Origin of the sequence: Achromobacter sp. SD115, from assembly GCF_017355315.1 — a bacterium.
Classification (GTDB): domain Bacteria; phylum Pseudomonadota; class Gammaproteobacteria; order Burkholderiales; family Burkholderiaceae_B; genus Achromobacter; species Achromobacter xylosoxidans_B.
In genome coordinates this window covers 1-21,831 of sequence record NZ_JADIJM010000038.1, presented here as the reverse complement: position 1 = coordinate 21,831, position 21,831 = coordinate 1, and the positions used below count along the sequence as shown (strand labels likewise).

General features: G+C 66.5%; 24 protein-coding genes. 16 read left to right on the top strand and 8 right to left on the bottom strand.

Annotation, left to right across the window (positions count from 1 at the left end; genetic code table 11):
• Positions 1-15: 15 nt before the first annotated feature.
• The 10 genes from IPU70_RS31490 (at position 16) to IPU70_RS31445 (ending at position 9,018) form a co-directional block, all read left to right on the top strand.
• Positions 16-1,743, top strand: a complete 1,728-nt coding sequence (locus tag IPU70_RS31490; protein ID WP_207473491.1) for a proline--tRNA ligase — start codon at positions 16-18, stop codon at positions 1,741-1,743.
• 53 nt (positions 1,744-1,796) lie between these two features.
• Positions 1,797-2,219: a tol-pal system-associated acyl-CoA thioesterase gene (ybgC, locus tag IPU70_RS31485; RefSeq protein ID WP_088138355.1), complete on the top strand. Its 423-nt coding sequence runs from the start codon at positions 1,797-1,799 to the stop codon at positions 2,217-2,219.
• A 2-nt stretch (positions 2,220-2,221) separates the two neighbouring features.
• The gene (gene tolQ / locus IPU70_RS31480; RefSeq protein ID WP_013391494.1) at positions 2,222-2,902 is read left to right on the top strand and encodes a protein TolQ; all 681 of its coding nucleotides are present in this window, start codon (positions 2,222-2,224) and stop codon (positions 2,900-2,902) included.
• Positions 2,902-3,360 (top strand): ExbD/TolR family protein, encoded by a 459-nt coding sequence (locus IPU70_RS31475; protein ID WP_041652194.1) that lies wholly within the window; start codon positions 2,902-2,904, stop codon positions 3,358-3,360. The genes tolQ and IPU70_RS31475 overlap by 1 nt, the downstream gene beginning before the upstream one ends.
• Before the next feature lie 39 nt (positions 3,361-3,399).
• Positions 3,400-4,521 (top strand): cell envelope integrity protein TolA, encoded by a 1,122-nt coding sequence (gene tolA, locus IPU70_RS31470; RefSeq protein WP_207473489.1) that lies wholly within the window; start codon positions 3,400-3,402, stop codon positions 4,519-4,521.
• Between the two features lie 16 nt (positions 4,522-4,537).
• The gene (gene tolB, locus IPU70_RS31465; RefSeq protein ID WP_041654868.1) at positions 4,538-5,860 is read left to right on the top strand and encodes a Tol-Pal system beta propeller repeat protein TolB; all 1,323 of its coding nucleotides are present in this window, start codon (positions 4,538-4,540) and stop codon (positions 5,858-5,860) included.
• A gap of 31 nt (positions 5,861-5,891) precedes the next feature.
• The gene (gene pal, locus IPU70_RS31460) at positions 5,892-6,392 is read left to right on the top strand and encodes a peptidoglycan-associated lipoprotein Pal (protein WP_013391490.1); all 501 of its coding nucleotides are present in this window, start codon (positions 5,892-5,894) and stop codon (positions 6,390-6,392) included.
• A gap of 87 nt (positions 6,393-6,479) precedes the next feature.
• Positions 6,480-7,169: a tol-pal system protein YbgF gene (ybgF, locus tag IPU70_RS31455; RefSeq protein WP_013391489.1), complete on the top strand. Its 690-nt coding sequence runs from the start codon at positions 6,480-6,482 to the stop codon at positions 7,167-7,169.
• A complete protein-coding gene (locus IPU70_RS31450; RefSeq protein ID WP_207473487.1) occupies positions 7,169-8,212 on the top strand; it encodes an iron ABC transporter permease in 1,044 nt (347 codons plus the stop codon). Before ybgF ends, IPU70_RS31450 begins: the two co-directional genes overlap by 1 nt.
• Positions 8,209-9,018, top strand: coding sequence for an ABC transporter ATP-binding protein (locus IPU70_RS31445; protein ID WP_207473485.1), 810 nt, complete (start codon positions 8,209-8,211; stop codon positions 9,016-9,018). The genes IPU70_RS31450 and IPU70_RS31445 overlap by 4 nt, the downstream gene beginning before the upstream one ends.
• Before the next feature lie 17 nt (positions 9,019-9,035).
• Here the strand turns inward: IPU70_RS31445 and IPU70_RS31440 are convergent, their stop codons facing one another.
• On the bottom strand, positions 9,036-9,533 hold the full coding sequence (locus IPU70_RS31440; RefSeq protein ID WP_013391486.1) for a YbaK/EbsC family protein: 498 nt from the start codon (positions 9,531-9,533) through the stop codon (positions 9,036-9,038).
• Between the two features lie 127 nt (positions 9,534-9,660).
• Here IPU70_RS31440 and IPU70_RS31435 point away from each other — a divergent pair, with 127 nt between their 5' ends.
• Positions 9,661-10,470, top strand: coding sequence for an alpha/beta fold hydrolase (locus IPU70_RS31435; protein WP_013391485.1), 810 nt, complete (start codon positions 9,661-9,663; stop codon positions 10,468-10,470).
• A gap of 72 nt (positions 10,471-10,542) precedes the next feature.
• Here the strand turns inward: IPU70_RS31435 and IPU70_RS31430 are convergent, their stop codons facing one another.
• Positions 10,543-11,013 carry an Lrp/AsnC family transcriptional regulator gene (locus tag IPU70_RS31430; RefSeq protein ID WP_207473483.1) on the bottom strand — a complete coding sequence of 157 codons (471 nt, stop codon included), beginning with the start codon at positions 11,011-11,013 and terminating at the stop codon, positions 10,543-10,545.
• Between the two features lie 301 nt (positions 11,014-11,314).
• On the opposite strand from IPU70_RS31430, the gene IPU70_RS31425 reads away from it, so the two are divergent.
• A complete protein-coding gene (locus IPU70_RS31425; RefSeq protein ID WP_207473480.1) occupies positions 11,315-12,214 on the top strand; it encodes a DMT family transporter in 900 nt (299 codons plus the stop codon).
• A 25-nt stretch (positions 12,215-12,239) separates the two neighbouring features.
• On the opposite strand, the gene fusA is transcribed toward IPU70_RS31425, so the two are convergent.
• The 4 genes from fusA to IPU70_RS31405 all read right to left on the bottom strand — a co-directional run bounded on the left by fusA (position 12,240) and on the right by IPU70_RS31405 (position 16,984).
• Positions 12,240-14,351, bottom strand: a complete 2,112-nt coding sequence (fusA, locus tag IPU70_RS31420) for an elongation factor G (protein ID WP_207473478.1) — start codon at positions 14,349-14,351, stop codon at positions 12,240-12,242.
• Between the two features lie 269 nt (positions 14,352-14,620).
• Positions 14,621-15,085 (bottom strand): universal stress protein, encoded by a 465-nt coding sequence (locus IPU70_RS31415; RefSeq protein WP_013391481.1) that lies wholly within the window; start codon positions 15,083-15,085, stop codon positions 14,621-14,623.
• Between the two features lie 100 nt (positions 15,086-15,185).
• Positions 15,186-15,530 (bottom strand): TIGR01244 family sulfur transferase, encoded by a 345-nt coding sequence (locus tag IPU70_RS31410; RefSeq protein ID WP_013391480.1) that lies wholly within the window; start codon positions 15,528-15,530, stop codon positions 15,186-15,188.
• A 41-nt stretch (positions 15,531-15,571) separates the two neighbouring features.
• Positions 15,572-16,984 (bottom strand): PLP-dependent aminotransferase family protein, encoded by a 1,413-nt coding sequence (locus tag IPU70_RS31405; RefSeq protein ID WP_207473558.1) that lies wholly within the window; start codon positions 16,982-16,984, stop codon positions 15,572-15,574.
• A gap of 194 nt (positions 16,985-17,178) precedes the next feature.
• On the opposite strand from IPU70_RS31405, the gene IPU70_RS31400 reads away from it, so the two are divergent.
• Together IPU70_RS31400 and IPU70_RS31395 are read left to right on the top strand one after the other, a co-directional pair.
• The gene (locus tag IPU70_RS31400) at positions 17,179-18,102 is read left to right on the top strand and encodes a DMT family transporter (protein WP_207473476.1); all 924 of its coding nucleotides are present in this window, start codon (positions 17,179-17,181) and stop codon (positions 18,100-18,102) included.
• Positions 18,099-18,743 carry a LysE family translocator gene (locus IPU70_RS31395; RefSeq protein ID WP_207473474.1) on the top strand — a complete coding sequence of 215 codons (645 nt, stop codon included), beginning with the start codon at positions 18,099-18,101 and terminating at the stop codon, positions 18,741-18,743. Before IPU70_RS31400 ends, IPU70_RS31395 begins: the two co-directional genes overlap by 4 nt.
• Before the next feature lie 8 nt (positions 18,744-18,751).
• Here the strand turns inward: IPU70_RS31395 and IPU70_RS31390 are convergent, their stop codons facing one another.
• Positions 18,752-19,444: an LrgB family protein gene (locus IPU70_RS31390; protein ID WP_207473473.1), complete on the bottom strand. Its 693-nt coding sequence runs from the start codon at positions 19,442-19,444 to the stop codon at positions 18,752-18,754.
• Positions 19,434-19,838, bottom strand: coding sequence for a CidA/LrgA family protein (locus tag IPU70_RS31385; protein WP_207473471.1), 405 nt, complete (start codon positions 19,836-19,838; stop codon positions 19,434-19,436). Before IPU70_RS31385 ends, IPU70_RS31390 begins: the two co-directional genes overlap by 11 nt.
• 98 nt (positions 19,839-19,936) lie before the next feature.
• Between IPU70_RS31385 and IPU70_RS31380 the strand changes: the two genes are divergently transcribed.
• Together IPU70_RS31380 and IPU70_RS31375 are read left to right on the top strand one after the other, a co-directional pair.
• Positions 19,937-20,824: a LysR family transcriptional regulator gene (locus tag IPU70_RS31380; protein ID WP_207473469.1), complete on the top strand. Its 888-nt coding sequence runs from the start codon at positions 19,937-19,939 to the stop codon at positions 20,822-20,824.
• A 38-nt stretch (positions 20,825-20,862) separates the two neighbouring features.
• Positions 20,863-21,750 carry an alpha/beta hydrolase gene (locus IPU70_RS31375; RefSeq protein ID WP_207473466.1) on the top strand — a complete coding sequence of 296 codons (888 nt, stop codon included), beginning with the start codon at positions 20,863-20,865 and terminating at the stop codon, positions 21,748-21,750.
• The last annotated feature ends 81 nt before the right edge of the window (positions 21,751-21,831 follow it).

The window sequence follows — 21,831 nt, the reverse complement described above, 5'->3', positions numbered from 1 at the left end:
CTGCCACCTTTAAACATGCGCGCATCCAACTACCACATCAACACCCTCAAAGAAGCCCCTTCCGAAGCCGAAGTCGCCAGCCACCAGCTGATGACCCGGGCCGGGATGATCCGCAAGCTCGCGGGCGGCATCTACACCTATATGCCCCTGGGGCTGAAGGTCATCCGCAAGGTCGAAGCCATCGTCCGCGAAGAAATGAACGCCGCGGGCGCGATCGAGCTGCTGATGCCGGTGGTCCAGCCGGCCGAGCTCTGGCAGGAATCGGGCCGCTGGGAGCAATACGGCGCCGAACTGCTGCGCATCAAGGACCGGCACCAGCGCGATTTCGTGCTGCAGCCCACGTCCGAGGAAGTCATCACCGACATCGCGCGCAACGAAATCCACAGCTATCGCCAGTTGCCGGTGAACTTCTATCACATCCAGACCAAATTCCGGGACGAGCGCCGTCCGCGCTTCGGCCTGATGCGTGGCCGCGAGTTCACCATGAAGGACGCCTACTCCTTCGACCGTGACGAAGCTGGCGCGCAGGCCAGCTACGACACCATGTACAACGCCTACATGCGCATTTTCGGCCGTCTGGGCCTGGGATTCCGCGCCGTGGCCGCGGACACGGGCTCGATCGGCGGCACCCGCAGCCACGAATTCCAGGTGATCGCCGACACCGGCGAAGACCTGCTGGTCTACAACGCCGACACCGACTACGCCGCCAACATCGAACTGGCCGAGGCCGTGGCCCTGTACCCCACCCGCGCCGAACCTGCCCAGGCCATGGCCGACGTGCCCACGCCGGGCGCCGCCAAGTGCGAAGACGTGGCCAAGCTGCTGGGCCTGCCGCTGGAACGCACCATCAAATCCATCGTGCTGGCCACCGACGGCGAGAAAGGCGCCGACATCTGGCTGCTGCTGCTGCGCGGCGACCATGAACTCAATGAAATCAAGGCCGGCAAGCTGCCCGGCTTGGCCGGTTTCCGCTTCGCCACGGAAACCGAGATCGTCGAGGCCTTCGGCTGCAAGCCCGGCTACCTGGGCCCGGTCAAGACCGTCCGTCCGGTGCACGTCATCGCCGACCGCACCGTGGCCAACATGGCCGATTTCGTCTGCGGCGCGAACAAGGAAGACTTCCACATCCAGGGCGTGAACTGGGGCCGCGACCTGCCCGAGCCCGAACTGGTGGCCGACCTGCGCAACGTGGTCGCGGGCGACCCCTCGCCGGACGGCAAGGGCACCCTGTCGATCCAGCGCGGCATCGAAGTGGGCCACGTCTTCTACCTGGGCAAGAAGTACTCGGAGGCCCTCAAGGCCACCTTCCTGGACGAGACCGGCAAACCCGCCGTCCTGGAAATGGGCTGCTACGGCATCGGCGTGACCCGCATCGTGGGCGCGGCCATCGAGCAGAACCACGATGCCCGCGGCATCATCTGGCCGCGCGCGATCGCCCCCTTCGAAGTGGTAATCTGCCCGGTCGGCTGGGGCAAAAGTGAAACCGTGCGTGACACCGCGCAGAAACTTTATGAATCGCTGCTGGCGCGCGGCGTGGACGTCATCCTGGACGACCGCGATGCCCGCCCGGGCGTGATGTTTGCTGAATGGGAGCTGATCGGCGCGCCGCTGCGTGTAACAGTTGGAGAACGCGGCCTGAACGATGGTGTGGTGGAATTGCAGGCCCGTCGGGAAACCGAAGCGGCCAAGATTCCGGTAGAGTCCGCGCTTGAAGCCGTGCTGACGAAACTCGACACGCTGTAAACCTTATAGTAACTACGGACTTTTCGCGTCCCGACCGCCCTTTGCCATCCATCGTGACCGATCCGAAGTCCGCCGAATCCGTCCTGCAAGTCCGTGTCTACTACGAAGACACGGATGCAGGCGGAGTGGTTTTCTACGCCAACTACTTGAAATTCCTGGAACGCGCACGCACCGAGTGGCTGCGCGACCTGGGAGTCAACCAGTCCAACCTGGCGGTCAGCGAGCAACGGCTATTCGTTGTCCGCTCCCTGGACATGTCCTACCGCAAGCCGGCCAGGCTGGACGATTTACTTACCATACGCAGCCGGGTCACACGACTGGGCCGCGCTTCGATACACTTCGCGCAACGCGCGGAACGCGACGGGGAACTGCTTGCCGAAGGCAACATCCAAGTCTGCTGCGTCGATGCCATTCACATGCGGCCGGCGGAGTTGCCGGCTGACGTTCGCGCCAAACTGGAATTCATTCAGGAATAACCATGCAAGTCACCAACGACATGTCGTTGCTTTCGCTGATTTCGCACGCCAGCGTGCCGGTCCAGCTGATCATGCTGATGCTGTTGGGCATTTCGATCATGTCCTGGACCTACATTTTCGCCAAGCGGCTGGCGATCAAGCGGGCCCACGCCCAGACCCGCCGTTTCGAAGACGATTTCTGGTCGGGCGGCGACCTCTCCATGCTGCAGCAGGCCGTGGCCTCGCGCCGCGATGAGCAAGGCGCCCTGGCCCGCATCTTTGACGCCGGCATGACCGAATTCCTGAAAGCCCGCCGCGGCAATGCCGCGGGTGACGCCACCGCCGTGCTGGACGGCCCGCGCCGCGCCATGCGCGCCGCCTACCAGCGTGAAATGGATTCGCTGGAGTCGCACCTGAACTTCCTGGCTTCGGCCGGCTCCGTGTCCCCTTACATCGGCCTGCTGGGCACGGTCTGGGGGATCATGCACGCCTTCATCGGCCTGTCGAACATGCAGCAGGCCACGCTGGCCTCGGTGGCCCCCGGCATCGCGGAAGCACTGATCGCCACCGCCATCGGCCTGTTCGCGGCAATTCCGGCCGTGGTCGCCTACAACCGCTTCACGAACGACATCGATCGCATCTCGATCCGTTTCGACAGCTTCGTCGATGAATTCCTGAACATTCTGCAACGGCAGGTGCGCTAATGCCCTCGGTAAGCTCACGCGGCAGGTCCGGCCGCCGCATGAAGGCCGACATCAACGTGGTGCCGTACATCGACGTGATGCTGGTGCTGCTGGTCATCTTCATGGTGACCGCGCCCCTCATCACACCCGGCCTGATCCAGCTGCCCTCGGTCGGCGCAGCTTCGGACGTGCCGGTCAAGCCGCTGGAAGTCCAGATTTCGGAAGACGGCAAGATCGCCCTGCGCATGCGCGAACCCGGCGCCACCATGCAGGACATCGCGCGCCCCGAACTGGTGGCGCAAGTGCGTTCGCGCATTACCGCGGAAACCCCGGTGGTCATCGCCGCCGACGGCAAGGTGCCCTATGAGACGGTCGTGAAGGTCATGGATGAACTTCGCACCAACGGCATCACCCGCCTGGGCCTGCTGGTGGACCAGTCCGCCGGCGGCTCCCAGCCCGCACCCGCGAAAAAACGCTAACGCGACGCCTTCCGCCGGCGCCGCCGGCATGCAACGCTCATGACGCCACCCATAATCCGACACCGCAGCGGCCCCCCGGCCACCCCGCCCAACCACGACAACCGGAAGGCTTTGATTCTGGCCGTGGCGGTGCACGTGCTGCTGCTGATCGTCTTGATCTTTGGCGTGAACTGGCGCTCCGAGAGCCCCGGCCCCGTCCAGGTCCAGCTCTGGGCAGACGGCAACTCGCCCGACTCTCCGCCGCCCACGCCGCAACCCGAACCACCGAAGCCGCAGCCCAAACCGGAACCCAAGCCGGAGCCTGAAAAGGCGCCCGAGCCGCCTCCTCCGCCGCCTCCTCCCAAGCCTGAGCCCGAAGCTCAGCCCAAGACCGAGGAAGTCGACCCCGAGATCGCGCTGCAGGAAGCCAAGAAGAAGCGCGAGCAGGAAGAAAAGGCACGCCAGGCGGCCGAAGCCGCCAAAGAAAAGGCGCGCCTCGAGGAAGAGCGCAAGCAGGCCGAACTGAAGGAAAAGAAGCGCTTGGAGCAGGAACGCCAAGCCGCCGACAAGGCTGCTGCCGAGAAGGCCGCGGCTGAAAAGGCCGCCGCCGACAAGGCGGCCGCGGAAAAGAAGGCCAAGGACGACGCCGCCAAGAAGGCGGCGGCGGAGAAGGCCGCTGCCGAAAAGGCTGCCGCCGACAAGGCGGCCGAGGAAAAGGCCGAAAAAGCCGCCGCCGAGAAGGCTGCCGCCGAGAAAAAGGCTGCAGCCGAGAAGAAGGCCAAGGAAGAAGCCGCCAAGAAGGCTGCCGCCGACAAGGCGCTGAAGGATGCCTTCCGCAACGACGCCCTGGGCGCAGCCGGCATCCCCGGCGGCACGGCCGACCGCAACCAGGCGGGCGGCGGACGTGACAGCGGCTATGGCGCCAAGGTCCGCGCCTGCGTACAACCCGGGGTGGCATATCCGCCCCCGGCCCGCAGCGGATCGGAAAATCCCACGGCACAATACCGGGTACAGTTAGGTTCCGACGGGAAGGTCAATGGCGTCACCTTGACCAGTTCTTCGGGCAATGTCGGCTTCGACCGTGCGGTCGAGACAGGCATCCGCCGTTGCAACCCGTTCCCGAAGCCCTCGACGGGCCGCTACGAACCCATTATTGACGTTGTGTACAGAATGTATGATTGACAGGAGATTGATGAATATGACTCCCGCTTATAGCCGACGAGTACCCCCCCTCGCTCTCTGGCGATCGTATGGACTCGGGCTGCTGATGCTGACCCTGGCCTGCCTGATGGCCATCAAGCCCGCCCATGCGCAGTTGCGTGTCGACATTTCCGGCACCGGCGCCACCCAGTACCCCGTGGCCATCGCCGATTTCGCGGTTGACGATACCCATGGCCGCGCCTTGGCCGAAGTGATCCGCGCCGACCTGACCCGCACGGGCCAGTTCCGCCTGATCAACGCCGCGGGTTCCGGCCTGAATGTGGACTCCCCCATCGCCCACGACGACTGGCGCGGCAAGGGTGCCGATTTCATCGCTTACGGCAGCATCACGCGCGGCGGCGACGGCCGCTACGACGTCCGCTACCGCTTGGCCGACACGGTCAAGAAGAGCCAGCTGGATGGCGTGGCGTTCTCGGGCACCGAGCAGGAACTGCGCCGCGTCGCGCACCAGATCGCCGACCGCATTTACGAGAAGATCACCGGCGTTAAGGGCGTCTTCTCGACCCGTATCGCGTATGTGCTGAAGAAGGGCGCCACCTACGAACTGCAGGTGGCGGACGCCGACGGCCAGAACCCCCAGGTGGCGCTGCGTTCGCGCGAGCCCATCATTTCGCCGTCCTGGTCGCCCGATGGCTCCAAGCTCGCCTATGTGAGCTTCGAATCCGGCAAACCTGTCGTCTACGTGCACAATCTGGCCACCAGCGCCCGCTCGCCTGTCGCCAACTTCAAGGGCAACAACAGTGCCCCCGGCTGGTCTCCTGATGGCAGCAAGCTGGCCGTGGCCCTGACGCGCGATGGTTTGTCGCAAATTTACATCGTTGGCGCAACAGACGGCTCCAATCCGACGCGAGTTACGCGTTCTCCCGGGATTGACACCGAACCGAGCTTTACGCCAGACGGTGCTTCCATTATCTTTACGAGTGACCGCAGCGGCGGGCCGCAAATCTATCAGACCGGCTCGAGTGGCGGCGAAGCACGCCGCCTCACGTTTAATGGTGGTTACAACATATCACCCCGAATTTCCCCCGATGGATCGACGCTACTGTACGTTGCAAGACGCGACGGCGCGTTTCGTATCGCATCGCTGAACCTGTCCTCAGGCTCCGAGACCTTGCTGACTGATGGTCGTGACGATCAGTCCCCGAGTTTTGCGCCAAATGGAATGCAAGTCCTCTACGCCGCCATCCAAAATGGACGTAGCGTGCTTGCTGGTGTGTCGAGCGATGGCCGCGTACGGCAGACGCTTTCGGTACTGAATGGGGAAATACGTGAACCGACTTGGGGCCCATTTACCCGATAACACGTGTGACTCTCTTTGCAAAGGAACTATCATGAAGTCGCGCATTGCCAAAAGCCTAACCATCGCCGCTCTGGCTGCCGCCCTGGCAGCTTGCAGCTCCGTCCCTCTCGACGATAAAGCGGGTCAGGGCGGAGGCGCTGGCCAAGGATCCTCGGCCTCTGGCCAGATCCTTGATCCCTTCAACCCCCAAAGCATCCTGGCGCAACAGCGCTCGGTGTACTTTGACTTCGACAGCTACACGGTGTCGGACCAGTACCGCAGCCTGGTCGAAACCCACGCCAAGTACCTGGCCTCGCATCAGCAGCAGACCATCAAGATCGAAGGCAACACCGACGAACGCGGCGGCGCTGAATACAACCTGGCCCTGGGCCAGCGCCGTGCCGACGCCGTGCGCCGCATGATGACCCTGCTGGGCGTCAGCGACAACCAGATCGAAACCATCAGCTTCGGTAAAGAAAAGCCGAAGTCGACTGGCACGTCGGAAGCCGACTTTGCGGAAAACCGCCGCGCCGATATCGTTTATCGCCGCTAAGCTTTTTCGTATAGTCTAGAGCCCTACCACGCGTCGGGACGGTCAACCGGCCGTCCCGACGTTTGTTTTTATACCCCGGGAATTTTCATGCGCGATAACGTTCTGTCCCTGCGTCCTCTGATTGCGGCCACCGGCTTGGTGCTGGCGGCCCTGGCGGCGCCCGCCCACGCTTTTTCCGACGATGAAGCCCGCCGGGCCATCCTGGATTTGCGCCAACAGGTGCAGCAGCAGAACGAACAAAGCCAGCGCGCCAAGCTGCAACTGGCCGACCAGATCCAGGCCTTGCAGCAGGAAGTCGCCCAACTGCGCGACCAGCTGGAACTGGTATCGCGCCAGCAGCCCTCGGCCAAGCCGGGCGGCGCCGCGGGCAGCGCCAATCCTCCGGGAGCCTCCGCCGGCGATCCCCAGGAACAGGCGGCCTATGACGGCGCAATCGACCTGTTCCGCAAGGGCCAGTACAAGGAAGCGTCCGAATCGCTGGCCGCCTTCACCGCCCTGTACCCTGCCAGCCAGCTTGCGCCCAGCGCCCAGTTCTACCTGGGCAGCAGCCGCTACGCGCTGAAGGACTTCAAGGGCGCCATCGAACAGTTGAACGCCATGGTGCAGAAGGCCCCGGACAACGCGCGTGCGCCGGACGCCCTGCTGGTCATCGCCGGTAGCCAGATCGAAATGAACAACCGCGCCGGCGCCAAGACCACGCTGCAACGCATCGTCCGCGACTATCCGACCACGCCGGCCGCGAGCACGGCCAAGAGCCGCCTGCAGCTGCTGCAGTAATGCCGCCAACCGCGAGCGCGGTTGCCGCCTACCGGCACATCCTGCGCCGCCGGGCAGGGCTTATCGCCCTGCTGCTGGCGGCGCTTTTCATTGCGCTGCTGGCCGACTTCACGGTGGGTCCGTCCGGCCTGCCCTGGGGCGAGCTCTGGCAGACACTCACCCGCCCCGCCGCCGCCGACCCGACCACCCGCGTGATCGTGTGGGACATCCGCCTGCCGTCCGCGCTGATGGCCGCGCTGGTCGGCATGGCGTTGGGGATGGCGGGCGCTGAAATGCAGACCATCCTGAACAATCCGCTGGCCAGCCCGTTCACCCTTGGCGTGTCTTCAGCCGCCGCTTTCGGGGCCTCGCTGGCCATCGTGCTGCAGCTCGGCGTGCCCGGCATACCCGCCGCCTGGCTGGTGGCGGGCAACGCCTTCCTGTTCGCCCTGCTGGCGGCCTTGTTGCTGGATGCCGTGACCCGCTGGGGCGGCATGAACACCTCGGGCGTGGTGCTGTTCGGCATCGCCATGCTGTTCACCTTCAATGCCCTGGTATCGCTGGTGCAGTTCATGGCCAGCGCCGAAGCGCTGCAGAACCTGGTGTTCTGGACCATGGGCAGCCTGTCGCGCTCCAGCTGGACCACCGTGGCCGTGCTGGCGGCGGCCTTCGCGCTGGCGCTGCCGCTGGCCATGCGCCAATCCTGGAAACTGACCGCGCTGCGCCTGGGAGAGGACCGCGCCGCGAGTTTCGGCGTGGACGTGCGCCGGGTACGCGTCGCGGCGCTGGCCCGGGTCAGCCTGCTGTCGGCGCTGGCGGTGGCCTTTGTCGGCACCATAGGCTTCATCGGGCTGGTCGCGCCGCATATTGCGCGGCGGCTGTTCGGCGAGGATCACCGGTTCTTCCTGCCGGGTAGCGCGCTGGTGGGCGCCGTGATTCTGTCGCTGGCGTCGATCGCTTCCAAGAATCTCATGCCCGGCGTGATCGTGCCGATCGGCATCGTGACCTCCCTGGTCGGCATACCCTTCTTCGCGTCGGTCGTGCTGCGCCGGCGCATGCCATGACCGCGCCCCAGACCGCCCCCTCGTCTGCGCTGGCCGTGCGCGGCCTGACAGCCGGCTATGGCCGCGCGGACGTGCTGCAGGGGCTGTCGCTGCCTGAACTGGCAAGCGGCCAGGTGACCGCCCTGCTCGGCCCCAACGGCAGCGGCAAATCCACGCTGCTCAAGGCCCTGGCGGGCCTGATTCGTGTGCGCGCAGGCGACGTGACGCTGGATGGACGGGATCTGATCCGCCAGAGTTTCGGGGAGCGCGCCCGTCATGTGGTCTACCTGCCCCAGGGCCTGCCCGCCGCCGTCCACCTGCGGGTGTTCGAGTCCGTGCTGGTGGCGGCCAAGGCCGGCGACGGCCTGGTCACGCCGGTGGACATGCAGGCCATAGACCGGCTGCTGGAGCGGCTGGGCATTGCCCATCTGGCCTTGCAGTATCTGGATTCGCTATCCGGCGGGCAGAAGCAACTGGTGGGACTGGCGCAGGCGCTGATCCGGCATCCCCGCGTGCTGCTGCTGGACGAGCCGCTATCGGCGCTAGACCTGAACTACCAGTTCCACGTCATGCGGCTGCTGCGGCAGGAAACCCGGGAGCACGGCCTGATCAGCGTCATCGTGCTGCATGACCTGAACGTGGCGCTGCAGCACGCCGACCGCGCGCTCATGATCCATGAAGGCAGACTGCATGCCGCGGGCTTGCCGGCGGACGTGATCACGCCGGCCTCGCTGGCCGCTGTTTACGGGGTGGAAGGGCGGGTGGAGACCTGCTCGCGCGGCTTGCGGCAGGTGCTGATCGACGGCCTTGACACGCACCCGCACTGATTGTGGCAGGCGCGGACTCAGCCGCGCAGGGCCACGTCCACCACCGGCGCGCCAGTCATGTCCGCCAGTTGCCGCGGCGTCAGGTTGAACACCGCATGCGGATGTCCCGCCGCAGCCCACAGGCTGTCGTAGTTGAACAGATCCGCGTCCAGCAGCATCACCGGCTTGACCGCGTGGCCGATAGGACACACGCCGCCGATCGCATAGCCGGTCATGTCGCGCACGAACTTCGCGTCCGCCTTGGCCAACGCGCCCACCTGCGCGGCCACCTTGGCCTCGTCCACGCGGTTCGCGCCGCTGGCAATGACCAGCACCGGAGCGTCGTCCGTGGCGCGCCGGAAGATGATGGACTTGGCGATCTGCGCGACCTCGCAGCCTAGCCCCGCCGCCGCTTCCGCCGAGGTCTTGCCGGTTTGCGGCAGCACGACCACGGGCTTGTCATGCCCCAGCTCCAGCAGCAGGCGCGCGACGCGCTGGGCGGATTCGGGCAAGGCGGCAAGCGACTCAGGGGACATCGGGACGGCTCCGTTGGGTGGAAAGCCGGCGCGGACAGCGCGCCGGCAGGTCGGAAACGAGTTTATCAGCGCCGCCGGCAGACGCCAGCGGGCTAGAATGCGGACCTGGCTTTCCCATACGACACCCATGCGTTCCGAACCCGTCCTGCCCCTGCAAACCGCGCTGATCGGCGGCTACGCCATGTCCTACACCGAGTACGGCAGCGGCGCGCCCATGGTGCTGGTGCATGGCTCCCTGTCCGACTGCCGCTACTGGAAGTCGCAGATGGCGCCGCTGGGCAAGTCGTTCCGTGTGCTGGCGGTGTGCCTGCGCCGCTACTGGCCCGAAACCTGGGACGGCGAAGGCGAAGGCTTTTCGATCGAGCAGCATGCCAATGACGTGCTGGAATTCATCGATACCGTGGCCGGCGGACCGGCCCATCTGGTGGGCCATTCCCGCGGCGGCCGCGTGGCGCTGGAAGCGGCGCTGCAACAGCCCGGCGCGCTGCGCAGCCTGACCCTGGCCGACCCCGGCCTGCCCCTGCCGGGCGACGACGACCAGCGCGGCGGCTTTCGCCAGCGGGCGCTGGCCCTCATCCGCGACGGCGAGATCGAAACCGGCCTGGCGCTGTTCGTCGATACCGTGACCGGACCCGACACCTGGCAGCGCATGGTGCCGTGGTTCAAGGAGATGGTGCGCGATAACGTCGGCACGCTGTTCGGGCAGGCCGAGGAAAAGCCCGAGGCGCTGACGCCGGCGCAGATCGGCACGCTGAAGCTGCCGACCCTGCTGATCGGCGGCGCGCTCAGCCCCGCGCCCTACCCGGCCGTGCTGGACGCCCTGTCGCAGTGGCTGCCGCAGGCGCAGCGCGTGACCATCACGGGATCGTCGCACGGCATGAACCTGGGCAATCCCCGCGCCTTCAACGGCGCCATCGAGACGTTCATCGGCGGCTGAGCCGGCGCCGGCAATGCGTCGGGGTGCGGCCGTAAGCGCACCAGCCTGGACTTGGCCGACAGCGCGCCAGGGCTAGGGCTCGACCGAAGGCGTGTGCTTCAAGCGCCGCAACACGAAAGTGGAGCGGCTGTGCCGCACGCCACGCAGCTTGTATAGCCGCTTGCGCAGGAATTCCTCGTAGCCTTCGGTGCCCGCCACCGCCACCTTGATCAGATAGTCGTACTCGCCCGTCACGAGAAAGGCCTCGACCACTTCAGGCAGCCGCGTGATTTCTTCGCCGAAGCGCGCCAGGGTGTCGTCGTCGTGATGCTCCAGCGTCACCTCGATCATGACGGTGTCCGGCAAACCCAGCGCCTTCTGGTTCAGCAGCGCCGCGTAGCCCTCGATCACGCCCGCCTCTTCCAGCGCCTTGACCCGGTTCCAGCAGGGCGTGGGCGACAGCCCCACTTGTTCGGCCAGCTTCAGATTGGTAAGGCGTCCGTCCGCGCGCAAGGCACGCAGAATCTTGCGGTCGGTTTCGTCGATTTTGGGGGGTGCGGGCATGGCGGGCCTGATCTGAAGATAATATCTCTAAAAAAAACAATTCTACAAGACAGATCTTTTCCACATCTGGCCAAAAAGGCGTGAATCAGGAAACCTATTTTGCTTTCCTGCCCGTAGACTCTCCTGCAAGACGGCCACCTATCCTGGCCGTCCGATTTCGGCGTCCACGCTGCGGCACAACCTGGCGCAGGCGCCGGCAGCATCAACGCAGCACGCCGCGCGCCGATCCGCGCGGCAGGAAACCATGTCTCTCGCAGCAGCAGCACCCGCAAGAACCGGCCAGGGCCTCTCCGGCACCGCTATGCTTTTCGCCGCTCCGGCACTATTCGCCTCCAACATGGTGGCGGCCCGCTGGGCCCACGACGCCAACCTTCCTCCCGTCTTCCTGGCTTTCGGCCGCTGGCTGATCGCCCTGCTGATCCTGTTGCCGCTCGCCGCACCCGCCCTGCGCACGCATCGCAAGACGCTGTGGCGCGCCTTGCCCTCGCTGGCGCCCTTGGCGGTGCTGGGCATGGGCGTGGCGGTGGCGCCGCAATACATCGGCGCGCAGAGCACCAGCGCGACCAATATCGCCCTGATCTTTTCGTGCAGCCCCATCCTGGTGGCGCTGCTGGAAGCCGTCATCTGGCGCAAGCCGCTGTCCACCCTGCGCGGTGCGGGACTGGCGCTGGCCCTGGGCGGCGTACTGGTGGTGCTGGCGCGCGGCGACGCGCAGACGCTGGCGCGGTTGGCTTTCGGCCAGGGCGACCTCTGGGTCTTGCTGGCCGCCACCGGCTGGGCTTTCTATACCGTGCTGCAAAAGCGCCTGCGCCTGCCTGCGGTGCCCGACAGCGCCCGGCTGGCGACCCTGATGCTGGGCGGCGTGCTGGCGCTGGCGCCCTTCGCCGCCATTGAGGCCGCGACTGGCGCCACGCCGCCCTGGGGCGATCCGCGCCTGGCGGCAGTGCTGCTGTTCCTGGCGGTGGTGCCCAGCCTGGGCGCGTACTACGTGTATGGCCGTCTGATCAGCCAGGCCGGCCCGGCCACCGCGGGACTGTCGATGTTCCTGGTGCCGGTCTATGCCGCGCTGCTGGCCTGGCCCCTGCTGGGCGAGGCCCCGCAGCTATTCCATGCCTACGGCTTCGTAATGATCCTGCTGGGCGTGAAACTGGCCTCGTCGCGCATGCGCGCGGCGGCGGCCACCGCCGCCGCGCCCGCCTGAAAAGCACACCGCCCGCGACGCCGGCTCAGCGGCCGGCGCCCTGGGCCGCCATCACTTCCTGCGCCACCTGGCGCGGCGCCTCGGCATAGTGCTTGAACTCCATGCTGTAGGTCGCGCGCCCCTGGGTCAGCGAACGCAGCGACGTCGAATAGCCGAACATCTCGGCCAGCGGCACTTCGGCCCGCACCAGCTTGCCGCTGCCGCCGGCGATGTCCTCCATGCCCTGCACCATGCCGCGCCGCGACGACAGGTCGCCCATGACGTTGCCGGTGAAGTCCTCGGGCGTTTCCACTTCGACGTGCATCATGGGCTCCAGCAGCACCGGATCCGCGCGGCGCATGCCTTCCTTGAAGGCCATCGAGCCCGCCATCTTGAAGGCATTCTCGTTCGAGTCCACGTCATGGTAGGACCCGAAGAACAGCGTCGCCTTCACGTCCACTACGGGGTAGCCCGCCAGCACGCCCGCGTTCAGCGCTTCGCGTATGCCCTTGTCGACCGCCGGAATGAATTCGCGCGGCACCACGCCGCCCTTGATGGCGTCGACGAACTCGTAGCCCTTGCCCGGTTCCTGCGGTTCCAGCTTGAGCACCACGTGGCCGTACTGGCCGCGCCCGCCGGATTGCTTGACGAACTTGCCTTCGACCTCGTTGCAGGTCTTGCGGATGGTTTCACGATACGCGACCTGGGGCTTGCCCACGGTGGCTTCGACGCCGAACTCGCGCTTCATGCGATCGACCAGGATTTCCAGGTGCAGCTCGCCCATCCCGGAAATGATGGTCTGCCCGGATTCCTCGTCGGTGCGCACGCGGAACGACGGATCCTCTTGCGCCAGGCGGCCCAGCGCGATGCCCATTTTTTCCTGGTCGGCCTTGGTCTTGGGCTCCACGGCCTGGGAAATCACCGGCTCCGGAAACACCATGCGTTCCAGGATGATGATGTGGGCGGGATCGGTCAGCGTGTCGCCCGTGGTGACGTCCTTGATGCCCACCGCCGCGGCGATGTCGCCCGCGTAGACCTCGGTGATCTCGCGCCGCTCGTTGGCGTGCATCTGCAGGATGCGGCCCAGCCTCTCCTTCTTTTCCTTGATGGGATTGAAGACGGAGTCGCCCGACTTCACCACGCCCGAATAGACACGGAAGAACACCAGCTGGCCGACGAAGGGGTCGGTCATGATCTTGAAGGCCAAGGCCGAGAACGGTTCGTTGTCGGCGGGATGGCGTTCGATTTCATGGTCGCGCACATCGTGGCCCTTGATCGCGGGCACGTCAACGGGCGAAGGCATGTAGTCGATGACCGCGTCCAGCATGGCCTGCACGCCTTTGTTCTTGAACGCGCTGCCACAGAGCATGGGCACGATTTCGTTGGCGACCGTGCGCATGCGCAGGCCCTGCTTGATCTCGTCCTCGGTCAGCGCTTCGCCCGACAGGTATTTCTCCAGCAGGGTTTCGTTGGCTTCCGCCGCCTTTTCCACCATCTTGTCGTGCCATTCCTGGGCTTGCGCCTGCATCTCGGCCGGAATGTCGCGGTACTCGAAACGCACGCCCTGGCTGTCCTCGTCCCAGATGATGGCCTTCATCTTGACCAGGTCGATCACGCCTTCGAAATGGTCCTCGGCGCCCACCGGCAACTGGATAGGCACGGCGTCGCCGTTCAGGCGTTCGGCGATCTGGCGCTGCACGCGCAGGAAATCCGCGCCGACCCGGTCCATCTTGTTGACGAAGGCCAGGCGCGGCACCTTGTACTTGTTGGCCTGGCGCCAGACGGTTTCGGATTGCGGCTGCACGCCGCCCACGGCGTCATAGACCATGACCGCGCCGTCCAGCACGCGCATGGAACGCTCGACCTCGATGGTGAAGTCGACGTGGCCCGGCGTATCGATGATGTTGATGCGGTGTTCGGGATAATTGCCCGCCATGCCCTTCCAGAAGGCGGTGGTGGCGGCCGACGTGATGGTGATGCCGCGTTCCTGCTCCTGCTCCATCCAGTCCATCACGGCGGCGCCGTCGTGCACTTCGCCGATTTTATGGGTGATGCCGGTGTAGAAGAGGATGCGCTCGGTGGTGGTCGTTTTGCCCGCGTCGATATGGGCGCTGATGCCGATATTGCGGTATAGCTCGATACGCGTCTTGCGAGTCATGGCCTCTTCCCTTGCAGTGAACTACCGGGCGAAGACGGCAAGCCCGACCGGGCCTTGCCGCGGCGGGCGCCATGCCGCGTAGGGTGCTTGAGAATGGCGAAATCGCGCCCGCACTGATCCACAAATATTACGCGCGGCGTAGCAAGAAACAAGCCTAGTCCCTGCAAAGGCCAAGGATAAAAAAAGCCCCTCCAGCGAGAGGGGCTCGGTAGCCATGCACCAGCCTGGGGCAACTCCGTAGAGCATTCCGCGGCGGCTGATCCAGCAGGCTACTTCTTTTCTTCCTTGACGCGGTACACCAGCACGGCGGTGCTGGCCAGCGACAGGACCTTGGCGGTGACGCTGCCCAGCAGCAGGCGCGACAGGCCGCTGCGGCCGTGGCTGCCGATGAAGATCAGGTCGCAGCCGGCGTCGGCGGCGGCTTGCACGATGCCGTCGGCCACGTTGAAGTTGGACACGGCGCGCGATTCGGACTTCACGCCGGCGGTGTCGGCGCGATCGGTGATCTGCTTGAGGTACTTGTCAGCTTGCTCGGCCGAAGCCTTTTCGTAGTCTTCGTCGGTGATGGCGTAAGCGGCGGCCATGCCGTCGAAACCGATCGTGGCAGCGAAAGGCTGGGTCACGTAGAGGGCGACGACTTCAGCGCCCACGGAGCGCGCGAAGCAAATACCGGCGTTGGCGGCCTGGGCCGAGAGCGGAGAACCGTCGGTGGGAATCAGGATCTTCTTGAACATCTTGCCTGCTCCTGTCTGTGAGGTACCTCCATGCTACCGGAAACGCGCCAGGTTCACATCAACGGAACCCGGCGCGCCTTGACGCGCGTCAAGCGCGCGTTCAGCCCAGTTGCTGAGCAGCGGCGAACAGATTGGTGCAGCGCGTGCCGGTGCGGCAATACGCCAGGACCGGGCCGGGCAGGGTGCGCAGCAGTTCGGCGAAGCGCACCACGTCGGCGGAGGTCATGGCGCTGCCCACCACGGGCTGGTACTCGATCTGCAGGCCGGCGGCCAGCGCGGCCTTGGACACGTCCGCGGCGGTGGGCTGGTCGGGGCCGCCTTCGAAATCGGGACGGTTGATGATGACGCTCTTGTAGCCGGCGGCGGCGACGTCCGCCATGTCGTCCGGGCCGAGCTGCGGCGCGACGGCGAAATTCTGGGTCAGGGGCTTGATGGGTGCGGACATGGCGTTTCCTTCAATGGCGTCAACGAGATAGCTCTCTATTATTAATTGCTGGAGGCGTTTTGCGCGAAGATTTTTTCCAGATCGGTCCAGACGCCGCGATGATCGACGATGGTGACCGAAAAGCGCAGCATGGTCGAAGGCGCCTGTGACGGGGAAAATAGCGTGCCCGGCGCCAGCAGCATGCCGTGATCGGCCGCCACGCGCGCCAGCGCCTCGGTATCGCGGCCATAGTCGGCCCAGACGAACATTCCCGCATGCGGCTCATGCGGCACCGTCAGCCCCAGCTTCAGCAGCCCTTTCAGGCAACGCTGGCGGGCGTCGTCCACCCGCAGGCGCACGCGCTCGATGTGGCGGCGGTATTGACCTTCCATCAGCACGCGGTGGATGACCCGCTCGCCCAGTTCGGGCGAGGTCAGACCGGCCAGCATCTTCAGGTCCGCCAGCTTCTGCAGGATCTCGGGATTCGCGGCCAGATAGCCCACACGCAGGCTGGCGGCCAGCATCTTGGAATAGCCGCCCACCAGGATCACCCGCTTCAGGCCGTCCAGCGCGGCCAGCTTCATGGCGCCGCCGGGGTGCAGTTCGCCGTAGGTGTCGTCTTCGACTACCAGGAAATCGTGGCGTTCGGCGATGCGCAGGATGTCGTAAGCGGCACCGGCCGACAGCCGGTGGCCGGTGGGGTTGTGCACCGAGCTGTTGATGATGAAGAGCTTGGGCTTGTGCTGGGCCGCCAACTGTTCAAGCAGTGCCGTGTCGGGGCCGTCGGGGCCGCGCGGCACGCCGATCAGGCGCGCGCCGAAGGCGGCCAAACGGCCGAAAATGACGAACCAGGCGGGATCCTCGACCAGCACGGTGTCGCCCGGCTTGACCAGGTGGCGCGCGATCAGGTCCAGCCCGTGCGTGACGCCGTTGGTGGTGAGCAGATTGAGTTCCGGGTGCGCCGGCACGCCGTCGTTCTGCAGAAAGGCGGCGATCTGCTGGCGCAGCGGCGCAAAGCCCTGGGGATGGCCATAGCTGACCAGGTGTCCGCGCACCGAGCGCCCCACCGCGCGCACCGCCCCCGCCACCATCTCCGGATCCAGCCAGTCCGCCGGCAGCAGCCCCGCGCCGCCCGGCATGCCTGAGGGATTGGTGTCGCGGAACATGCTGCGCAGCAGCCAGGCGACGTCGATGCGGGCAGGCGGCGTCAGCGCCACGGGCGCCGCGCTGGCGACCGCCGCCAACTGGCCGCTGCGCGCCCGCACGAAAAAACCCGCGCCGCGACGCGACTGCACCAGGCCGCGGGCCACCAGCCGGTCGTAGGCCTCGACCACGGTAAAGCGACTGACGCCTGACTGTTCCGCCATCTTGCGGATCGACGGCAGCCGGGTGCCGGGCCGCAGGCCCTGCTCGTCGATGCGGCGCGCCAGCCCGTCGGCCAGTTGCGCCACCAGGGTAGCGTCGGCCTGGCGCACGGGCTGCCAGGGCATGGAGGGGGTAGCGGCGGACGCAACTGTCATGGGAATTTCACCAGGCCAGTGGTTAAAGTGATATGCAAAAGTGTACCGGTACTGTACCGATAACTATGCGTAGAGTGACAGCAATGCCGGAAACCCGCAAGAGCGGACGGGCGCGATGCCCGCGGCATTCCCATACCCTGGTGGCTGTAATGACCCGTCCCGCTTTCTATCCGACCTCCCAAGGCGCGCCTGCCGCGCCCGCTGCGCTTTGGGAGGGCTATGGCTATGGGTTTTTGGGGGTGCTGGTCTTTTCCCTGACGCTGCCCATGACCCGTCTGGCGGTCGCCGAACTGGCGCCGCTGCTGGTGGGGCTGGGCCGCGCCCTGCTGGCGGCCGTGCCAGCCGTTGCCGTGCTCTGGCTGACGCGCGCGCGCCGGCCGAACCGCGAGGAGTGGCCCGGCGTGATCCTGGCCGCGCTCGGGATCGTGGTGGGCTGGCCGCTGGCGTCCTCGCTCGCCATGCAGACCGTGCCCGCTGCGCAGGGCGCGGTGTTCAACGGCTTGCTGCCACTGTCGACCGCGGCGTTTGCCGCGCTGCGCAGCGGCGAGCGCCCTTCTCCCGGCTTCTGGGCCTGGGCTGTACTGGGTGCCGCCCTGGTCACGGCCTATGCCTTGCGCCAAGGCAACGGCACACTGGAGACGGGTTACCTCTGGCTGCTGCTGGCCGTGGTGCTGGGCGGCATGGGCTACGCCGAAGGCGCGCGCGCTTCCCGCACGCTGGGCGGCGGGCGCACCATCTGCTGGGCACTGGTGGTCAGCGCACCCGTGGTGGCGGCGCCTGTTGGCTGGATGGCCGCGCAGCAGGCCAGTTGGCCCACCACCTCGGTAATCTATGCCTGCGCCTATCTGGCGCTGGGCTCGATGTTCCTGGGCTTTTTTGCCTGGTATCGCGGCTTGGCCGTGGGCGGCATCGCCCGGGTCGGCCAGGTGCAGTTGCTGCAACCGTTCCTGACGGTGGTGGCGGCCGCAATGTTGTTTGGCGAATCCGTGGAGCCGGCGACGTATGTCTTCGCCGCTGCCGTGATCGCCGTTATCGCCGGCGGACGCCGCGCCATCGTCAGGACCAAAAAATGAATCCGTTCCCCTCCAACTGGGCCGACGTGCCCCTGATGTCCCTGTCCTTGCTGGGCCCGCTGGCCATGTTCGCGCTGGTCAGTTCGATTACGCCCGGTCCCAACAACGTGATGCTGGCCTCCTCCGGCCTGAACTTCGGTTTCCGCCGCAGCGTGCCGCACCTGCTGGGCGTGAACCTGGGCTTTACCTTCATGATCTTCCTGGTGGGCATCGGGCTGGGCTCGGTGTTCCAGCAGGTGCCGCAGCTGTACGCCGTGCTGAAGTACGCCGGCGCGGCCTATCTGCTGTACCTGGCCTGGAAGATCGCGAATTCCGGCGAAATGGACGACGGCGAGGCGCGCGGCAAGCCCTTCACTTTTCTGCAGGCCGCTGCCTTCCAGTGGGTCAACCCCAAGGCCTGGGTCATGGCCGTGGGCGTGATCGCGACCTACACGCCGCAGAATGGCTTCTTCGCCAACCTGGTCATCGCCACCGTCGTCTGCGGCATCGTCAACCTGCCCAGTATCGGCATCTGGGTGACCTTCGGCACTGCGCTGCGCCGCGTGCTGCACAAGCCCTGGGCGATCCGCGCATTCAATGTGGGCATGGCGCTGCTGCTGGTGGCCTCGCTGTATCCGGTGGCGCTGGAAATGCTGCACTGACGCGGCCGTCAGGCCAGCAGTCCCACCACCACGGCGGGCGTGACCAGCACGTTGAACAAGCCCGCCATTACCATCACCAGGCCCGCGACGGCGCCTTCATCGGCCGCCAGCTCCCGGGCCTTGGCCGTTCCGGCGCCGTGCGCGCCCATGCCGAACAGCGCGCCGCGCGCCAAGGCCGAGCGCAGCGGCAGCCAGCGCCGCATCAGCTGGCCGATGGCCGCACCGAACACGCCCGTGACGATCACGAAGACGGCCGTCAGATCCGGCACCCCGCCCACGTGCGACGACACGGCCACCGCGAACGGCGTGGCCACGGAGCGCGGCAGCAGGCTCAGGCGCAGGTCCGGCGACAGGCCCAGCAGGCTGCCCAGCATCCAGGCGCTGGCGCCCGCGATCAGGCTGCCGACCGCCACGCCGGCCACCAGCACCGGCCAGTAGCGGCGGATCAAGGCGCGCTGCTCGTACAAGGGCAGCGCAAACGCGACGATGACCGGTCCCAGCATCGCCATCAGCCAGTGCGATCCCGCCATGTAATCCCGGTAACCCGTGTGCAGCGCAAGCGCCAGCCCCAGCAGCAGCGCCGGCGCCACCACCAGCGTCGAGGTCCACCAGCAGGCGAAGCGCCGGTAGAACAGACGCGCGCAGACGTAGGCCAGCACGGTCGCGGCGGGCCAGAACCACAGGTTGAAATCAGCCGGCATGGCGGTTCATCCAGCGATAGCAGAGGTCGATGGTCAGCGCTGTGCCGCTCATCACCAAGGCCGTGCCCAACACGATGACAGCCAGCAGCTTCAGCCCCAGCAGGCCAAGGAATTCGCGGTGGTCCAGCAGCGACATGACGGCGGGTACGAAGAACAGCAGCATCTCGCCCAGCAGCCAGCTGGCGCCGCGGTGCACATTGCGCACCCGCAAGCGGCGCGTGGCCAGCAGTAGCAGCACCAGCGCCATGCCGATGACGCCGCCCGGCACGGGCAGGCCCAGCACTTGCGCCAGCGCCTGGCCCAGCAGGGAAAAGAGGACGAGCAGGCAGATCTGCAGCACGCGGCTGCGGCGCAGCCAACTGCGTAGAAGAATGATGAGGCGTGGGCGAGACATTGAATGGAAGTTCCAGCGGCAAGTAGATGTTTTACGCCCGGGCCGTCCATAGATAAAATGAATTCATCGAATCCAACCCATTCCAAACAGGCATAACCATGGAACTGCGTCCCTTGCGCGCCCTGGTCGAGGTCGTGCGCCAAGGCGGCTTTTCCCAGGCGGCCAAGATCGTCTTCGCCACCCAGCCCACCGTGAGCAAGGCGGTGCGCCAGCTGGAAGACGAGCTGGGCATGCCCTTGCTGGACCGCCACGCCCAGCCGCCGCGGCTGACGGCCGCCGGCGAAATCGTCTACCGCCGCGCCGTGGCCATGCTGGCGCAGCGCGACGACCTGTACGCCGAACTGGACGAATTGAAGGGGCTCAAGCGCGGCGTGCTGCGGCTGGGCCTGCCGCCGCTGGGCAGCAGCACCTTGTTCGCGCCCATGTTCGCGCGCTTTCGCAGCCGCTACCCGCAGATCGAGATCAGCCTGGTGGAACACGGCAGCCGCCGCCTGGAGGAAATGGTGATGGCCGGCGAGATCGAGCTGGCCGGCTCGCTCAAGCCGGTGCCCGACATTTTCGAGTGGCAGCCGGTGGCGCGCGAACCGTTGGTGGCGCTGATGCCGGCCGACCATCCCAAGGCGCGCGCCGCAACGGTGGGACTGAGCGAACTGCGGGACTCGCCCTTCATCCTGTTCGAGACGGGCTTCGCCCTGAACCGCATTCTCCAGGACGCCTGCCAGCGCGCCGGCTTCGCGCCCACCATTGCCGCGCGCAGCGGCCAGATCGATTTCATCGTGGCGCTGGTGGCGGCCGGCCTGGGCGTCGCCTTCCTGCCGCGCCTCAAGGCCCGGGAAGAACTGCACGCGGGTGTCGCGCGCGTGCCGCTGCGCGATGCCGGCACGGACTGGGAGATGGTGCTGGTCTGGCGCCGTGGCGGCTACCTGTCGCACGCCGCCCAGGCCTGGCTGGCCTTGACGCGCGAAGTCCGTCCCGAAGTATGCTGATGCCGGAACCCAGCCGCCCCGCCAGGGTCAGATACTCCATGCCCGCCATACCCCGCCTCTCTCCCCGCCGCCTGTTCGCCGTTGCCCTCTTGGCCGGCGCCAGCGTCGTCGGCTGCACCCAGCTCGATTCCTGGCAGCGGCAGACGATTTTCTCTCCCCAGTCCGAACCGCAGACCTGGTGGCGCGAACCCGCCGCCGGCACCCAGGTCTACGACCTGACGCTGGCCGGCGGCGACAAGGTGCGCGCCTGGTACTGGCAAAGCCCGCAAGCCGGCGCGCCCACCGTGCTGTACCTGCATGGCGCGCGCTGGAACCTGAACGGCAGCGCCTTTCGCATCGACGGCTGGACCCGCATGGGCTATTCCGTGCTGGCTATCGACTACCGCGGCTTCGGCGCCTCGACGCCGCGCCTGCCGTCCGAGGACAGCGCGCTGGAAGACGCCATGGCCGGGCTGAAGGAACTGGCCCGAGTCCAACCCGATCCGGCGCGCCGCTTCATCTACGGGCACAGCCTGGGCGGCGCCATCGCGATCGACCTGGCCGCGCGCCCGGAGCAGCCGGCATTCGCCGGCCTGATCGTGGAATCCAGCTTCACCAGCATCGGCGCGATGCTGGGCACACTGCGTTGGGGCAAGCTGCCGGGCGCCAGCCTGCTGGTCACGCAGCCCTTCGCCTCGGTGGAAAAGCTGGCGCGCATGCGCACGCCCATGCTGTTCATGCACGGCACCGCCGACCGCGTGGTGCCGCACACCATGAGCGATGAGCTCTACGCCGCCGCCAGCAATGTCGCGCCCGAGCTCAAGCGCCTGGTCAAGATCGAAGGCGCCACGCACTCGGGCGCCTTCCGCAGCGGCGCGCAGTATGAGACCGCAGTGAAGACCTTCATGCAGGACGCCAGCCGCGCGTATCCGCGCAAAGCGGGCTGACGGCCCGAGCCGGCGCGGCTGGCTCTTAGCCGGCCCTGCCCGCACGCGCCAATAGCGCGTTTCCCGTACACCTGCCCGGCC

Excerpts from the sequence above, each read along its gene's own strand:
- IPU70_RS31490 (WP_207473491.1), top strand. The coding sequence starts at position 16 with ATGCGCGCATCCAACTACCACATCAACACCCTCAAAGAAGCCCCTTCC.
- tolB (WP_041654868.1), top strand. The coding sequence starts at position 4,538 with ATGACTCCCGCTTATAGCCGACGAGTACCCCCCCTCGCTCTCTGGCGA.
- ybgF (WP_013391489.1), top strand. The coding sequence starts at position 6,480 with ATGCGCGATAACGTTCTGTCCCTGCGTCCTCTGATTGCGGCCACCGGC.
- IPU70_RS31385 (WP_207473471.1), bottom strand. The coding sequence starts at position 19,838 with ATGTCTCGCCCACGCCTCATCATTCTTCTACGCAGTTGGCTGCGCCGC.
- IPU70_RS31415 (WP_013391481.1), bottom strand. The coding sequence starts at position 15,085 with ATGTTCAAGAAGATCCTGATTCCCACCGACGGTTCTCCGCTCTCGGCC.
- IPU70_RS31395 (WP_207473474.1), top strand. The coding sequence starts at position 18,099 with ATGAATCCGTTCCCCTCCAACTGGGCCGACGTGCCCCTGATGTCCCTG.
- IPU70_RS31450 (WP_207473487.1), top strand. The coding sequence starts at position 7,169 with ATGCCGCCAACCGCGAGCGCGGTTGCCGCCTACCGGCACATCCTGCGC.
- IPU70_RS31390 (WP_207473473.1), bottom strand. The coding sequence starts at position 19,444 with ATGCCGGCTGATTTCAACCTGTGGTTCTGGCCCGCCGCGACCGTGCTG.
- IPU70_RS31445 (WP_207473485.1), top strand. The coding sequence starts at position 8,209 with ATGACCGCGCCCCAGACCGCCCCCTCGTCTGCGCTGGCCGTGCGCGGC.
- IPU70_RS31430 (WP_207473483.1), bottom strand. The coding sequence starts at position 11,013 with ATGCCCGCACCCCCCAAAATCGACGAAACCGACCGCAAGATTCTGCGT.
- IPU70_RS31375 (WP_207473466.1), top strand. The coding sequence starts at position 20,863 with ATGCCCGCCATACCCCGCCTCTCTCCCCGCCGCCTGTTCGCCGTTGCC.
- IPU70_RS31380 (WP_207473469.1), top strand. The coding sequence starts at position 19,937 with ATGGAACTGCGTCCCTTGCGCGCCCTGGTCGAGGTCGTGCGCCAAGGC.
- tolQ (WP_013391494.1), top strand. The coding sequence starts at position 2,222 with ATGCAAGTCACCAACGACATGTCGTTGCTTTCGCTGATTTCGCACGCC.
- fusA (WP_207473478.1), bottom strand. The coding sequence starts at position 14,351 with ATGACTCGCAAGACGCGTATCGAGCTATACCGCAATATCGGCATCAGC.
- IPU70_RS31400 (WP_207473476.1), top strand. The coding sequence starts at position 17,179 with ATGACCCGTCCCGCTTTCTATCCGACCTCCCAAGGCGCGCCTGCCGCG.
- IPU70_RS31425 (WP_207473480.1), top strand. The coding sequence starts at position 11,315 with ATGCTTTTCGCCGCTCCGGCACTATTCGCCTCCAACATGGTGGCGGCC.
- tolA (WP_207473489.1), top strand. The coding sequence starts at position 3,400 with ATGACGCCACCCATAATCCGACACCGCAGCGGCCCCCCGGCCACCCCG.
- IPU70_RS31410 (WP_013391480.1), bottom strand. The coding sequence starts at position 15,530 with ATGTCCGCACCCATCAAGCCCCTGACCCAGAATTTCGCCGTCGCGCCG.
- IPU70_RS31440 (WP_013391486.1), bottom strand. The coding sequence starts at position 9,533 with ATGTCCCCTGAGTCGCTTGCCGCCTTGCCCGAATCCGCCCAGCGCGTC.
- IPU70_RS31475 (WP_041652194.1), top strand. The coding sequence starts at position 2,902 with ATGCCCTCGGTAAGCTCACGCGGCAGGTCCGGCCGCCGCATGAAGGCC.
- pal (WP_013391490.1), top strand. The coding sequence starts at position 5,892 with ATGAAGTCGCGCATTGCCAAAAGCCTAACCATCGCCGCTCTGGCTGCC.
- IPU70_RS31435 (WP_013391485.1), top strand. The coding sequence starts at position 9,661 with ATGCGTTCCGAACCCGTCCTGCCCCTGCAAACCGCGCTGATCGGCGGC.